The sequence below is a fragment of the Streptomyces roseus genome (assembly GCF_001044425.1).
GTDB classification, from domain to species: Bacteria; Actinomycetota; Actinomycetes; order Streptomycetales; family Streptomycetaceae; genus Streptomyces; species Streptomyces roseus.
This window is the reverse complement of the sequence record NZ_LFML01000058.1, coordinates 3,485-17,071: the sequence shown is the minus strand read 5'-3', so window position 1 is coordinate 17,071 and position 13,587 is coordinate 3,485. Positions and strand designations below refer to the sequence as shown.

Annotated in this window: 12 protein-coding genes and 1 pseudogene; 5 read left to right on the top strand and 8 right to left on the bottom strand. The window is 73.9% G+C overall.

Annotated features, from left to right (window positions below):
- Positions 1-82 precede the first annotated feature (82 nt).
- Complete coding sequence (locus ACS04_RS15430; RefSeq protein ID WP_048477178.1) at positions 83-475, bottom strand: VOC family protein; 393 nt, start codon at positions 473-475, stop codon at positions 83-85.
- 262 nt (positions 476-737) lie between these two features.
- Between ACS04_RS15430 and ACS04_RS15425 the strand changes: the two genes are divergently transcribed.
- From ACS04_RS15425 to ACS04_RS15415, 3 genes and pseudogenes are all read left to right on the top strand, one after another.
- On the top strand, positions 738-1,253 hold the full coding sequence (locus ACS04_RS15425; protein ID WP_048477173.1) for a hypothetical protein: 516 nt from the start codon (positions 738-740) through the stop codon (positions 1,251-1,253).
- A 42-nt stretch (positions 1,254-1,295) separates the two neighbouring features.
- Positions 1,296-2,894 carry an apolipoprotein N-acyltransferase gene (lnt, locus tag ACS04_RS15420; protein ID WP_048477172.1) on the top strand — a complete coding sequence of 533 codons (1,599 nt, stop codon included), beginning with the start codon at positions 1,296-1,298 and terminating at the stop codon, positions 2,892-2,894.
- Between the two features lie 58 nt (positions 2,895-2,952).
- Positions 2,953-3,423 (top strand): annotated as a pseudogene (locus tag ACS04_RS15415) (NUDIX hydrolase); the annotation flags it as partial.
- A 134-nt stretch (positions 3,424-3,557) separates the two neighbouring features.
- Here ACS04_RS15415 and ACS04_RS15410 read toward each other — a convergent pair.
- Positions 3,558-4,334 carry a trypsin-like serine peptidase gene (locus ACS04_RS15410; RefSeq protein ID WP_245236406.1) on the bottom strand — a complete coding sequence of 259 codons (777 nt, stop codon included), beginning with the start codon at positions 4,332-4,334 and terminating at the stop codon, positions 3,558-3,560.
- Positions 4,335-4,475: 141 nt separating this feature from the next.
- On the opposite strand from ACS04_RS15410, the gene ACS04_RS15405 reads away from it, so the two are divergent.
- Positions 4,476-5,294: an alpha/beta hydrolase gene (locus tag ACS04_RS15405; protein ID WP_048477171.1), complete on the top strand. Its 819-nt coding sequence runs from the start codon at positions 4,476-4,478 to the stop codon at positions 5,292-5,294.
- Positions 5,295-5,364: 70 nt separating this feature from the next.
- Here ACS04_RS15405 and ACS04_RS15400 read toward each other — a convergent pair whose 3' ends face one another.
- Positions 5,365-6,876, bottom strand: a complete 1,512-nt coding sequence (locus ACS04_RS15400) for a hypothetical protein (protein WP_245236405.1) — start codon at positions 6,874-6,876, stop codon at positions 5,365-5,367.
- A gap of 159 nt (positions 6,877-7,035) precedes the next feature.
- On the opposite strand from ACS04_RS15400, the gene ACS04_RS15395 reads away from it, so the two are divergent.
- Positions 7,036-8,325, top strand: coding sequence for an ATP-binding protein (locus ACS04_RS15395; protein WP_048477170.1), 1,290 nt, complete (start codon positions 7,036-7,038; stop codon positions 8,323-8,325).
- A gap of 137 nt (positions 8,326-8,462) precedes the next feature.
- Here ACS04_RS15395 and ACS04_RS15390 read toward each other — a convergent pair whose 3' ends face one another.
- The 5 genes from ACS04_RS15390 to ACS04_RS15370 all read right to left on the bottom strand — a co-directional run.
- Complete coding sequence (locus ACS04_RS15390; RefSeq protein WP_048477169.1) at positions 8,463-9,095, bottom strand: hypothetical protein; 633 nt, start codon at positions 9,093-9,095, stop codon at positions 8,463-8,465.
- Positions 9,092-10,711 (bottom strand): serine/threonine-protein kinase, encoded by a 1,620-nt coding sequence (locus ACS04_RS15385; protein WP_245236404.1) that lies wholly within the window; start codon positions 10,709-10,711, stop codon positions 9,092-9,094. The genes ACS04_RS15390 and ACS04_RS15385 overlap by 4 nt, the downstream gene beginning before the upstream one ends.
- Before the next feature lie 197 nt (positions 10,712-10,908).
- A complete protein-coding gene (locus ACS04_RS15380) occupies positions 10,909-12,165 on the bottom strand; it encodes a Tm-1-like ATP-binding domain-containing protein (RefSeq protein ID WP_048477168.1) in 1,257 nt (418 codons plus the stop codon).
- 48 nt (positions 12,166-12,213) lie between these two features.
- Positions 12,214-12,702 carry an NUDIX hydrolase gene (locus ACS04_RS15375; RefSeq protein ID WP_048477167.1) on the bottom strand — a complete coding sequence of 163 codons (489 nt, stop codon included), beginning with the start codon at positions 12,700-12,702 and terminating at the stop codon, positions 12,214-12,216.
- A 30-nt stretch (positions 12,703-12,732) separates the two neighbouring features.
- A partial coding sequence (locus ACS04_RS15370) for a cation diffusion facilitator family transporter (protein WP_048477166.1) occupies positions 12,733-13,587 on the bottom strand: 855 nt, incomplete at its 5' end.

The window sequence follows — 13,587 nt, the reverse complement described above, 5'->3', positions numbered from 1 at the left end:
CGCGAGGGTCTCCAGGTTTGTCGTCACACACAAACCAACGAGACCCTCGCTTCATGCGCCCAAGGACTTCGGACTTACTCGTCTAGGAGCCCGTCGGTCGGAGGTCGGACAAGGAGACGTCCTTCAGGTGGGTCAGGAAGACCCAGAGGTGGCCGAAGGGGTCGCGGAGGATGGCGGTGCGGTCGCCGTGGAACTGGTCCGCCGGCGCCTGGAGGAGCTCCGCGCCCTCCGCCACCGCGGTACGGACGAGCGCGTCCACGTCCGGTACGAACACGTGCAAGGCCGTCGAGGTGCCGCCGAGCGCGGTCGGCGCCGTGAAAGGGCCCTCGGAGACGTCGCCGAGCATCAGGACCGCCCCGGCGATCCGGATCTCGGCGTGCAGCACCCCGCCGCCGGGGTGGTCGAGGCGGAAGTCCTCGACGGCGCCGAAGGCCCGGCGGTAGAAGGAGAGTGCGGCGGGTGCGTCGGACACCATGACGTGCGCCACCACCGCCGTGCGGTAGCGCTCCGGGACGGCTCCGGGGGCGGACGGGTATGTCTCGTGATGCGTCGTGCCATGTGCCGTGTCGTGTGCCGTGCCATGTGCCGTGTCCTGCGTCGTGTCGTGTGTCATGTCCGTGACCGTAGAACCTCAAGTTTGGTTGGGGTCAAGGGCCGGCAGGTGCGGGCTGCCGGAGCGTGGCGACGCGCTGCGAGAGGCAGTGGCGCACCTGCGGAACGTGAGTACGCTGCTACACATGACGGTTCACCCCCGGGGTCCGTTGTGGACCGGACGGGCCTCCAACCGCGCCCAATGGCTGCTCGCGGCGGCCGGCGCGGCCTGCCTGGCGCTCGGAGTCCAGCTCGCCGTGGACTCGAGCTGGGCCTCCGGCATCGTCCCGCTGCTCATGTCCGTGATCGGCTGCCTCGCCGTCGGACTGCTGATCCTCTACGGAACCCTCGCCTTCGTGCACGTCGCCGTGACCGTCGACGCCGAGGCGATGGAGGTCCGCTGCGGCCACATCGGGCTGCCGCGGCGCACGATCCGGCTCACGGAGGTGACCTCCGCCGAGTTCGTGCCCCGCATCACGCCCCAGCAGTGGGGCGGCTGGGGCTACCGCTGGCGGCCCGAAAGGGGAACCGCCGTCATCGTCCGGCGCGGCGAGGGGGTGGAGCTGCGGCTCGGGGACGGCAAAGCGTTCACCGTCACCGTCGACGACGCCGAGAACGCGGTCCGCGTCATCCGTGCCCACCTGCGTGCCCTCGCCCGCTGAGGGTCTCCCGCTGCCCGCGGCCGGGCACGTACACTCCGGCAGATGAGCAGCAGCATCACCGCAGAGCCCGGAGCCGGCGTCGCCGGACAAGCGGAACCCGCAGGCCCGGCCGCGTCCGCCGCCTGGAAGGGGTGGCCGCTGCGCGCGGTCCTCGCCGTCGGCTCCGGCGCGCTGCTCTACCTCAGCTTCCCGCCGCGTCCGCTGTGGTGGCTGGCGCCTTTCGCCCTCGCCCTGCTCGGCGCCTGCCTCCGGGGCCGCCGCGCCCGCGCCGGCTTCGGCCTCGGCTTCCTGCACGGCCTGGGTTTCCTGCTCCCGCTGCTCATCTGGACCAGCGAGGGCGTCGGCCCCGTCCCGTGGCTGGCCCTCGCCACCGTCGAAGCCCTCCTGATCGGCCTCACCTGTCTCGGGATCGCCCTCGTCAGCCGGCTCCCCGCCTGGCCCCTGTGGGGCGCGGCCGTCTGGGTCGCGGGCGAGGCGCTGCGCGCCCGGGCCCCGTTCGGCGGTTTCCCCTGGGGCAAGCTGGCCTTCGGCCAGGCCGACGGGGTGTTCCTGCCGCTCGCCGCCCTCGGTGGTACCCCGCTCCTCTCCTTCGCCGTCGCGCTGTGCGGATTCGGGCTCTACGAGGCGGTGCGCGCGGGCGCCGACACCCGGCGGGCCACCGCCGCGCTGCTCGCCGCGACCGCCGCGCTCGCCCCGCTCGCCGGAGCCCTCGCGTCCCGGCCACTGGTCTCCGACGCCGCCGAGGAGGGGACGGCGGTGGCCGCCGTCGTCCAGGGCAACGTTCCGCGCGCCGGGTTCGACTTCAACGCCCAGCGCCGCGCGGTCCTCGACAACCACGCCAACCGCACCCTCCAGCTCGCCGCGGACGTGAAGGCCGGCCGGGTCCCCGAGCCCGACTTCGTGGTCTGGCCGGAGAACTCCTCCGACATCGACCCGTACACCCAGCCCGACGCGTACGAGGTCATCGACAACGCGGTCAAGGCCATCGGGGTCCCCGTCGCGATCGGCTCCGTACTGGCCCCGGAAACCGGGCCGCTGCGCAACACGATGATCTTGTGGGACCCGGTCAAGGGACCCGTCGACACGTACGACAAGCGCAAGATCCAGCCCTTCGGCGAGCGCATCCCGATGCGGTCCTTCGTCCGGCTCTTCAGCGCGGACGTGGACCGGGTGCAGCGCGACTTCGGCCCCGGCAAGGAGCCGGGCGTGTTCGCCATGGCGGGCAGCGGGGTCGGGATGGTGACCTGCTTCGAAGCCGCCTTCGACGACGCCGTGCGCTCCACCGTCCAGGACGGCGCGCAGGTGATCGCCGTGCCGAGCAACAACGCCACGTTCGGCCGCTCGCAGATGACGTACCAGCAGCTCGCGATGGACCGGGTGCGGGCCGTCGAGCACAGCCGCACCGTCCTCGTGCCCGTCACCAGCGGTGTCAGCGCCGTGATCCGCCCCGACGGGCGGATCGTCCAGGAGACGAAGATGTTCACGGCGGACGCGCTGGTCGCCGAGATCCCGCTGCGCTCCACGCAGACGCCGGCCACCCGGTTCGGCCCGCTGCCGGAGTACGTGCTGCTCCTGGTCGCCGCGGGCGGCCTCGGCTGGACCCTCGCCCGCCGCGTCCGGTCCCGCCGCACGGCCGCCTGACCCGGGCCGGCGGATCGCCGACCCCCGGTCACCGCCCGCGGCCTCGTAGGGTCGGGGGATGACCACACCCGAGTTCATCCGCCAGATCCGCGCCTCCGCAGGCAACCAGCTGCTCCTGCTGCCCGGGGTGACCGCCATCGTCTTCGACGACGAGGGGCGGGTGCTCCTCGGCCGCCGCTCCGACACCGGCCGGTGGGCCGTGGTGGGCGGGATCGCGGAGCCGGGGGAGCAGCCCGCGCAGACGGCGGTGCGCGAGGTGTACGAGGAGACGGCGGTGCACTGCGTCCCGGAGCGGGTGGTGCTCGTCCAGATGCTCGAACCGATGACCTACCCGAACGGCGACGTCTGCCAGTTCCAGGACATCACCTTCCGCTGCCGCGCCACCGGCGGCGAGGCCCGTGTCAACGACAGCGAGTCGCTGGAGGTGGCCTGGTTCGAGGTGGACGCCCTGCCCGAGCTGGAACCCTTCGCGGTGGACCGCATCCTGCGCGCCCGCACCGAGGACCCGACCTGGTTCGCCCCGACGGCGGGCCCGGCGGGGGAGAACGCCCTGACGGCCGAGGGCCCGGGCGCCCCGCGCACGGAACCGGACCCGCGCACCGAACAGGAGCGGACCCGCGCCCACACGGACACGGCCGGTCGGGACGACGGGCGCGGGGAGGGTCAGCCGGCGGAGACCGCCGCCTCGCGGTAGAGCTCCAGGGCCTGGTCGTCCATGACCGCGCTGTAGGAGACCTCCGGGACCGAGCCGCCGCCCTCGTAGCCGCCCAGGACCCCGGCCAGGGCGCCGTTCGCCAGCCAGGGGCTGCCGCTCGTGCCGCCGCTGAGGTCCGGGCAGTCGATCCGGCGCTGCGTCTCGGAGAACAGGCTCGTGGTGTTGGCGCAGCGCAGTGGCGTTTCCTCGGTGCTCGGGTAGCCGAGGACCGTGACCGTCACGTCGTCCGGCTGCTCGGTGGCCACCGGGAAGCCGCCCACCGCGTCCTCGATGCGCGCGCTGCCGCCGTCCGCCGGGGCGACCGTCGCGAAGGCGACGTCCTCGTCCGGGTCCCTCCCGTCCGTCCAGCCCGGGGCGAGGGAGACCCCGGTCAGCTTCCACACCCCGTACGGGGCCTTGCCGTCCCGGTAGCCGGGCGCGAAGACCGTGGTGTCCGGGGTGTCCAGGCAGTGCGCGGCGGTCGCGATCACGTCGCGGTCGTCGCTGTGCACCACGGCCGCGGTGCAGAAGTGCCCGCCGTCGAGGGAGCCCGCGAAGAGGGCGCCGACCCGCTTCGACGTCGCGTCGGACCCGGCCTCGGCGGTGACCCCCAGGGGCGGCACGGCCGCCGCGTCGGGCAGGTCCACGCTCACCAGCGCGGCCATCGCGGCCAGTGCCAGCAGGATCCGGGACGTCCGCCGGGTGCGGGCGCTGTGGGCCGGTCGGGGAAGCATGCGCTGGATCATGCCCCGAGCCTCCCCGTCGAAGCTATGTCCGGAGCACGCTATTCCATATGAATGTCCTGTGAATCAGGGCTCCGCAGGCGGCCGCGCCCCGGGCGGGCGAGACTGGCAGGGGCGGCAGGGGGTTACACGAGGTGTCCCCGCATGACCGCACAGCACCGCACGCCCGTGGTCTTCATCCACGGCCTCTGGCTGCACTCGACCAGCTGGGAGGGGTGGGCCGACGCCTTCCGCGAAGCCGGGTACGAGCCCGTCCTGCCGGAGTGGCCCGGGGTCCCCGACACCGTCGCCGAGGCCCGCCGCCGCCCCGACGACCAGGACGGGGTCGGACTCGTCGAGATCTCCGACGCCCACGCCAAGGTCATCCGCGAGCTGCCCGTCCGACCCGTTCTCGTGGGGCACTCGGTCGGCGGGTTCATCGCCCAGCACCTGCTCGGCCAGGGCCTCGCCGAGGCCGCCGTCGCCATCTGCCCCGGTCAGATCAAGGGCGTCAAGGCCATCGCCCCCGCCCAGGCCAAGTCGACGTTCGCCGTCCTTCACAACCCGGGCAACACCCGCCGGTCGGTCTCGCTCAACCGCGAGCAGTTCCGCTACAGCTTCGCCAACGCCGTCTCCGAGGAGGAGGCCGAGGAGCTGTACGACGAATGGACCATCCCGAGCACCGCCCGGCCCCTCTTCCAGCTGGCCCTCGGCAATTTCACCCCGCACTCCCCGGCCAGGGTCGACACCGGGAACGAGACGCGCGGTCCGCTGCTCCTGCTGTCCGGCCGGCTCGACCACACCGTTCCGGACCTGCTGACCCGCTCGACCTACAAGCAGTACCGCCACTCGCACGCGACCACCGAGTACCAGTGCTTCGAGGACCGCGGCCACTCGCTGATCGTCGACCACGGCTGGCCGGACCTGGCCCGTGCCTCGCTGTCCTGGCTGGACTCCCACACCGCCGGTGCCCCCGCCACATGAGGCGGGCGCCGCACGAGGTACGCGCCGCTCGAGCCCCGCGCCGCACAGGGCCCGCCCCGCAGGGTCCCCGCTACCGGCGTTCGTACACCGTCACGCGCCGGCCCCGGACCTCGCGGTCCTCGACCGCCGTGAACCGTTCCTTCAGGACCGCTGCTTTCGCCGCGTCCCGGGCGGCCCCCGAAGGCTTCGCCACCCCCGCAGCGTCCGTCACCAGAAGCACCCGCCGCTGCCCGAGCAGCGCCTTCCGGATCCGCGCGGGATCCGCCTCCTCGCCCTTGAGGGTGGCCGAGGCCACCGGGCTCCGCTCCAGGGCCACGTCCGACAGCCCCGCGAACGCCCCCGGGGAGACCAGCGCCGTGTCCCGGCGGGCTGCCGGTACGAAGAGCACGGCGTCCCCGGGCCGCCCCAGCCGGGCCACCTCCCCGGCCACCGCCAGTACGTCGTCGACCCGGCTGGCCGGGGCCCGCTTGGCCAGCTCCCCCGGGAGCAGCGCCAGTACGGCGATCCCGACCACGCCCGGTACGAGCGCGTCCGCAGCCCGCGGGAACCGGGGCCGGGCCGCCCGTACGGCCGCGCCCAGCCCCGCGCCGATCAGCAGGGCCAGCCCGGCCATGCTGAACAGCACGTACCGGTCCAGGAACAGCGGCTGAACCAGCGAGATCCCGATCAGCCCCAGCTGCGGCACCGCCAGCAGCGGCATTCCCACCGCGGCCGCCGAGAGCCGGCCCGCCCGGGGCCGGTCGAGCAGCGCCCCGAGCCCGCCCACGGCCAGCAGGATGGCCGGGCCGATCATCATGTGCCAGGTCAGCGGCGGGATCCAGGACACCTGGTCGGACTGGCCGCGGCTGAACAGCACCAGCGGCAGCGCCCCCAGGACCGCGCAGGCCCCGGACGCCGCCCAGCGCAGCCACACCCCGCGCCCGGCCCGTACCCACCACAGCGTGGCCGCGTGCGCGGGCAGGACCAGCAGCGAGAGCCAGTTCAGCAGCGCGCACACGAGCACCGTGACCGCGTACGCCGTCCACCGCGGCCAGGCCCGCCTCCCCGGCTCGGACGGCGCGGACAGCAGCGACACCAGCAGCAGCGCGGAGAGCCCGGCACCGGCCGCGACCAGCGCGTACGGGCGGCCCTCCTGGAGGTAGAACTGCACGGCCGGCAGCAGTCCGAGAGCCAGACCACCGCCCAGCCCCGCCCAGAACCCGGCCAGCCGCCGCCCGATCAGGGCCACGCACGCCGCGGCGGCCGCCATGGCCAGGACCGACGGGAGCCGCAGCGTGGTCGTACTCGCCCCGAAGAGTTCGAAGAGCCCGTGCATCAGCAGGTAGTACAGGCCGTGCACGGCGTCGACGTTGCCGAGCATCTCCACGATCTCGCCCGCCGACCGGCCGGCCACCTGCCAGGTCGCCGCCTCGTCCCGCCACACGCTGTCCTGCCGCGATAGCCCCCACAGGCCGAGGGCGACGGTCCACAGGACCGGAACCAGCCACACGAGGTACCGCTGCCGGCCGGTCGGGAGGACCGGAGCCGGCCCCACGACGGGCCGGCGCCGGACGGTCGGTATGCGGGATATGTCGGAAGTCATGAAGGCGGGCGGATCCTCGATCGGCTGTTCGGGTGAGGCCGCCAGTCTATGGACGACACGGACGGTTTCCGGACCGCCTGTTGTGCACCGCGGAACGTGATCGCCGGGCCCGCCCGCCCCTAGCCTCGCCGCAGGAGCACGAACGAGGGGCGGTACCCGGTGAACTGGCTCATCCACGACTACCGCGAGAGCGATCTCGCGGCCGTAGTCCACCTCATCGACACCACGGCAGAACTCGGCCAGGAGTCGGTCTTCTCGCTCGCCGAGTGCATCAGCGCCCTCACCGACCGGCAGCCCTGCGTGGTCGCCGTCCACCAGGGCGTCCCCATCGGAGCGGCCCTCGCCTGCGTCACCGGCGAGCGCGCCTGGGTGATGCGGATCGCGATCGCCGCGGGCTGGCGCGGCCGGGGCCTGGCCAGCGCCCTGCTCGTCGAGCTGGAGCGGCGGCTGATCGCGGCACGGGTCGGGCGGATCGCCTACGTGCTGCCCGAGGAGGACCTGCTCGGCGAGGGCCTGCTCAACGCCGGGTACACGCGTCAGCCCGCCGTCGCCTACTTCGAGAAGACCGAACCGCTGCACGGACCGGCGGCCGGCCTGCTCGACGACCTCGGGGGCCGGTTCCTCCCCAACGACCTGTGGACCAAGGTCGCCGGCATGGAGCACGAGAAGGACCTCATAGAGCGGCGCGTGGTCCTCCCGCTCGCCGAACCCGAGCGGGCCGCCGCGCACGGGGTGCGGCCGCCGCGCGCCATCACCCTCTTCGGCCCGCCCGGCACGGGCAAGACCACCTTCGCCCGGGCGATCGCCTCCCGGCTCGGCTGGCCGTTCGTGGAACTGCTGCCCTCCCGCCTCGCGGACGAGGGCAACCTCGCCGCCGCGCTGCGCGACGCGTTCGCCCGCATCGCCGAGCTGGAGCGGGTACTCGTCTTCATCGACGAGGTCGAGGAGATCGCGCCCGTACGCACCGAGCCCGCGCAGCCGGGCGGGATCCACGGGGTCACCAACGAGCTGCTGAAGCTGATTCCCGGGTTCCGGGAGGGCGACGAGCGGCTCCTGGTGTGCGCCACCAACTCCATCCGCTCCCTGGACCCGGCGTTCCTGCGGCCCGGGCGCTTCGACTACCTGATCCCGATCGGCACCCCGGACGCCGGGGCGCGGGCCGCGATCTGGGCCCGCCACACGGCGGGCCGCGCCGACGTGGACGTGGCGGCACTGGTGGCGGCGAGCGAGCTCTTCACCCCGGCCGACATCGAGCACGCGGCGCGGATCGCGGCGCAGGTCTCCTTCGAGCGGGATCTGGAGGCGGTGGGCGCGCGCGGAGCGGCTGCGGCGCAGCTCGGCGCCTCCACGCGGGACTACCTGGCGGCGATCGCGCAGTGCAGGCCGACCGTGACCCCTGCGATGACGGGCGAGTTCGAGGCGGACATCACCGCCCACGCCCGCTTCTGACCGGCCTGCCACGGACAGGCCGGCGGATGGCCCGCAGCCGCTTCCCCGAGCGGCTGCGGGCCTCCGCGCAACCACCGCCGGGCGGTCGCCCCGGCGGTGGGGAGGGCGCCGCCCTGTGGAGACCTCGGGGCCGTGCCTCAGGGGGTGCCGGGGCAGCGGTAGGTGAACTGCGTCGCCGCGGTGCGCTGACCGGGCGCGATCAGCTGGAGCTTGGCCTGCGCCGCGTACGTGCCCCGGCCCTGGAAGGTCCACAGCAGGTGCAGCCGGGCCTCCTTCCGCCCGCGCGGCACCCGCTCGGTGAGCTGCTCCGACTGCGTCCCGTCGGAGCGGATCCACCGGTACGTGAGGGTTCCCGCCCGCCCGTTGGTCCGTACGACGGCCACCACGTCGGCGGTGGAATCGCAGCCGGGACCCTGGGGGCCGCCGGCCGCGACCGTCACCCCCCGCACCTCGATCGCCGGGCCGTACCGCTGCCAGGCCAGGTACGCGAGCACCGCGAGCAGGATCACGGCGGCCAGGGTGTACCGGCGCCACTCCCCGCGCCGGCGGCGCACCACCGGTTCCGCGACCACCGGGAAGGGGGCCGGCGCGGCGGCCGTCACCCCGGGCCCGAACCGCAGGACCGAGCCCTCGACCCGGTCGGGGACGGCGTCCTGCGGCTGGACCAGGGTCTGTCGCGCCGTCGGGTGAGCCGTCTGCTCGGGCCCGCTGAACCACTGGCTGCCGAGGACGGTGGCGCTGTAGTCGTCGTCGCTGCTGCTGTCGCTCATGAGATCGTGCACCGCCTGATGAAGACCTGGCTGGTCGAGGGGCCGTTGCCGGCGGCGGGCCTGGTGGTGGCGCGCACGCCCCAGTAGCAGCCCGAGCCCGAGAAGGTGTGGGTCTGGACGAGCGGCGCCGCGGCGCCCGGCCGGTACGTGAGGGTGTCCGCGGCCCCGTCGGCCTTGCCCAGCCGGCCCTCCACGTCGCCGGTGAACCATTCGAGCACCACCGTCACCGGGGCGGTGCCCTTCGCGTCGACGCTCACGGTCGCCTGGCCGACGGAGACTCCGGTCTGGCGGATGGTGACGGACACCGCGCCGACGACCACCGTCGGCTTCGGCGAGGGCGGGGTCGTGGTGGGCGGTGGGGTGGTCGGCGCGGTGACCGTGGGCGTCACCGTCGGCGAGTAGACCGGGCTCGGGGTGGACGAGGGCGAGGCCGACGGGGACAGGGAGGCGGAAGGGGAAGGCGAGGCGGACGAGGAGGGGCTCGCCGAGGCGCTCGGACCCGGCACCGGCGAAGGGCCCGTACCGCCGGGGCTCGCGCTCGACGTCGCGAACGCGTTCAACGCGGCGGCACCGCCGGCCTCCCCGCCCGCCGCGCTGTAGGTGAGCGCCGTCAGCACGCCGAGGACCAGGGCCACGCCGCCCGCGACGAGCCCGCGCCGGCCCGGAGCCCAGCGCGAGGGCGGCGTGATCGTGGTCGTCGCCACCGCCGTGGTCCCCGCGGCAGGGGCGCCCGCGGAGGGGAACAGCAGCGGCAGCAGCGCGGCGAGCGCCGCCAGCTTGCGCTGCCCGCGCTCCTCCCAGTCGGGCCCGTACGCGCCGAGCGCCACGTCCTCCAGCTCCGCCACGAACGCCTCGGCGTTCTCCGGCCGCTGCTCCGGGGCCTTGGCCAGACCCCGCCGGATCAGCGGGCGGACCGGCTCGGGGGCCTCGGTCTCCGGGACCGGCGCCTCGACGTGCTGGACCGCGAGCTCCGCGAAGTTCTCCCCGGCGAAGGGCTTGCGGCCGGTCAGGCACTCGAAGAACGTGGCCGTCGCCGCGTACACGTCGGCCGCGGGCGAGGCGGGCCGGCCCTGCCACTGCTCGGGGGCCATGTAGGCCGGGGTCCCGGCCACCCCGGGCGTCGTACCGCGGCGCGCCGCGATCCCGAAGTCCACCAGCTTCGAGGAGCCGTCGGCGGAGACCAGCACGTTCTCCGGCTTGTAGTCGCGGTGGACCACGCCCGCCCGGTGGGCGGCCGCGAGGCCCAGCAGCGAGCCCTTCAGCAGCACCAGCGCGGCCTCGGGTTCGGCCTGCCCGGCCTGCTTCAGCAGGGCGCGCAGGGAGATCCCGTCGACCAGTTCCATCACGATGGCGGCGCCGCCGGGACCCGCCGTGTGCTCGACGTACTCGTACAACCGGACCACGTACGGGGTGTCCAGCCCGCCGAGGAGGCGTGCCTCGGCCCGGAACTCCGCGACGAAGGCGGGGTCCTCGCGCAGCCGGTCGCTGAGGTACTTCACCGCGACCGGCGTGCCCGTCGCCTCGTGGACGGCGAGGACCACGCGGCCGCTGCCGCCCGAGCCGAGCTCGCGGACCTGCGCATAGCCGGGCACCGTCCACGCGTTCTTCATCGTCATGCCCCCGTCCCCGTCCCGTTCCCGTCCTCGTGCCCGTGTCCCCGCCGGCCGCGGCCTCGGGCCCGGGCGGGCCGCTCGCGTCGAGCGGTCCGCCCCCAGGGACACGTTTTCCGCCACGGCCGGTTCCCCGCCGCGCGGAGCATTTCACAAGGTGGTCGGGGAGGATTTACGGGGGCTGTACACGGGTTCTCAGGGGGTCACGCCGCGGCCGCCGCCGCGCCGATCATGGTGTGCAGCCGGTCGGCCGCCGCCCTCCCGAAGCCCGGGTCGTTGATGTGGGTGTCGTAGTCGTAGAGCCGGGCGGAACTGCCCCGCAGCCCCTCGCGCAGTGCCGAGAACAGGGCCCGGTCCGCGTCCGGGTCGTGGTAGGTGCCGCCCGGGGCGCCGAGCGTGGACAGTCCGCGGAGCGGGACGCAGACGGCGGTGGGGCCGGTGGCGACGCGGAGTTTGGCGGCGACCCGGCGGCCGAGCTCGGCGCACTCGGCGGGGGTCGTACGGACCACCGTGATCGACGGGTTGTGGACGTGGACCCGGCGGTATCGGGCCCGGTCGGGCAGGGTTTCCAGCGGGCCGAACTTCACCATGTCCAGCGCCCCCAGGCTCACCACCTGCGGGATGCCGGCCCGCCCGGCGGCGCTGAGCCGGTCGGGGCCCGCGGTGAGGATGCCGCCGCACAGGTCGTCGGCGAGCTCGCTGAGGGTGAGGTCCAGGACGCCGGCGAAGATGCCCTGGCCGGCCAGGGTCTCCAGGGTGCGGCCGCCGGCGCCGCTGACGTGGAAGACGAGCACCTCGTAGCCGAGTTCGGTCAGCCTCTCCCGGGCGGCGTCCACGCCGAGCGTGGTGACGCCCGCCATGCTCGCCGCGATCAGCGGGCGGGAGCCGGCGCCGAGGCGGGCCGGGCGGCGCAGTTCCCGCGAGGCCCGTTGGAACGCCTTCGCCATTCCCGCCGCCGCCTCGACCGCGTTCGCCATGACCGGCGCAGAGATGCTGTTGATCCCCGCGATGTCCACGACGCTGTACATCATCGTGATGTCCGACGATCCGACGTACGGGGCCACGTCCCCGGACGCCATCGACGAGACCATCAGCTTCGGCACGCCCAGGGGCAGTGCGCGCATCGCCCGGGTGGCGATGGAGGTGCCGCCACTGCCGCCTATGGCGAGCACCGCGTGCAGCCGGCCCTCGGCGTGCAGGCGTAACAGCGTCGCCTCCGCGCCCCTGGCCATCGCCGTCACGGCCGCGCCCCGGTCCGCGGCCGCTCGCAGTTCCGACAGTTCCGTTCCCGCGGCCCGGGCGACCGCTTCGCGTGGTATGTCCGCGGGCACCCGGGGATCGCCCATGATTCCTGTGTCGACCATGATCACTTCGACGCCGGCGCGCAGCAGCCTCTCGCGCAGCCAGCCGTACTCGACACCCTTGGTGTCCAGGGTTCCCACCAGCACGACGTTCGTCATATGTGCAATGTCCAGGCAGGTGGCCTTTGTTGGCAAGTCAAGGTCGGGTCAACCCCTCGGCAGTGCCAACAGCCTCTCCAGGAAGGGGATTTGGGAGGGAATCAGCTTGGTTTCGGCCACGGGGGGAGTGAACCAGGCCACCCGGTCCAGCTCGGGGAACTCCTGCGTCCGGCCCGAGTGCGGGGGCCACTCCATGGTGAAGGTCCCGGGCACCATGAGCGCCGGATCCAGGTCCGCCCGTACGGCCCAGATCGTCACCAGCTTGCCGGTGGGGATCCGCAGCTCTCCCAGCGGGAGGTACGGGCCCTCCGGCGGCGGCAGGCCGATTTCCTCCGTGAACTCCCGGCGGGCCGCGGCGATCGGGGCCTCGTCCTCCTCGTACTCGCCCTTGGGGATGGCCCAGGACCCCTCGTCCTTGTGCTCCCAGAACGGGCCGCCCATATGGCCGAGGAGCACCTCGATGCCCTCGTCGGGCGAGCCCGCGGGCCCTTCGGCCGGGCGGAACAGGAGCAGTCCGGCGCTGCGTTTTTGCGTCATACGTCCATACATGCCCCGCACGGGGGCCGCTCAGTGATCGTGCGGGCCCTGCCGGTGCACCGGACCGTGCGCGTCGGCGCAGTGCGGGTCGGCCGGATCCTGTCCCCGGCGCCCGACCGTGAGCAGGGCGTCCGGGACGTGGTCCACCTGCAAGGTGGTGTGCGTGACCCCGTACTCCTTCTCCAGCAGCCGCTCCAGATCACGGCGGACGGCGTGGCAGTCGCCGGCCGGCTCGACCAGGACGTGCGCGGAGAGCGCCGCTTGCCCGGAGGTGATGGTCCAGATGTGCAGGTCGTGGACCTCGGTGACCGGCGGGTGCCCCACCAGCCGGTCGCCGACCGCGTCCGGGTCCATGTGCGCCGGGGCGGCCTCCAGGAAGATCCGGCCGGACTCGCGGACCAGCCCGTAGCCCGCCTTGACCATCAGCACCACGACCACCAGCGTGGCGATCGCGTCGGCCTGGACGAAGCCCGTGGTGAGGACGATCAGACCGGCGACGGCGGTGCCGATGAAGGCGAACAGGTCGTTCAGGATGTGCTGGTAGGCGCCCTCGACGGCGAGCGAGGAGCGGTTCGCCCTGGAGATGCACCAGGCGGCGGCCACGTTCACGACGATGCCCGCGAGCGCTGTCACGAGGACCAGCCCGCCCGCCACGGGAGGCGGGTCGACCAGCCGCCGGACCGCCTCGTACGCCAGCCAGACCGCGAGCAGGAGCAGGGTGAGCCCGTTCGCCTGGGCGGAGAGTATCTCCGCCCGCTTGAGCCCGTACGTGAACCCGCCGCGCGCCGGCCGGGCCGCGAGCCGCATCGCGATCAGTGCGAGCACGATCGAGACGGCGTCGGTGAGCATGTGGGCGGCGTCGGAGATCAGGGCCAGCGACTGGGC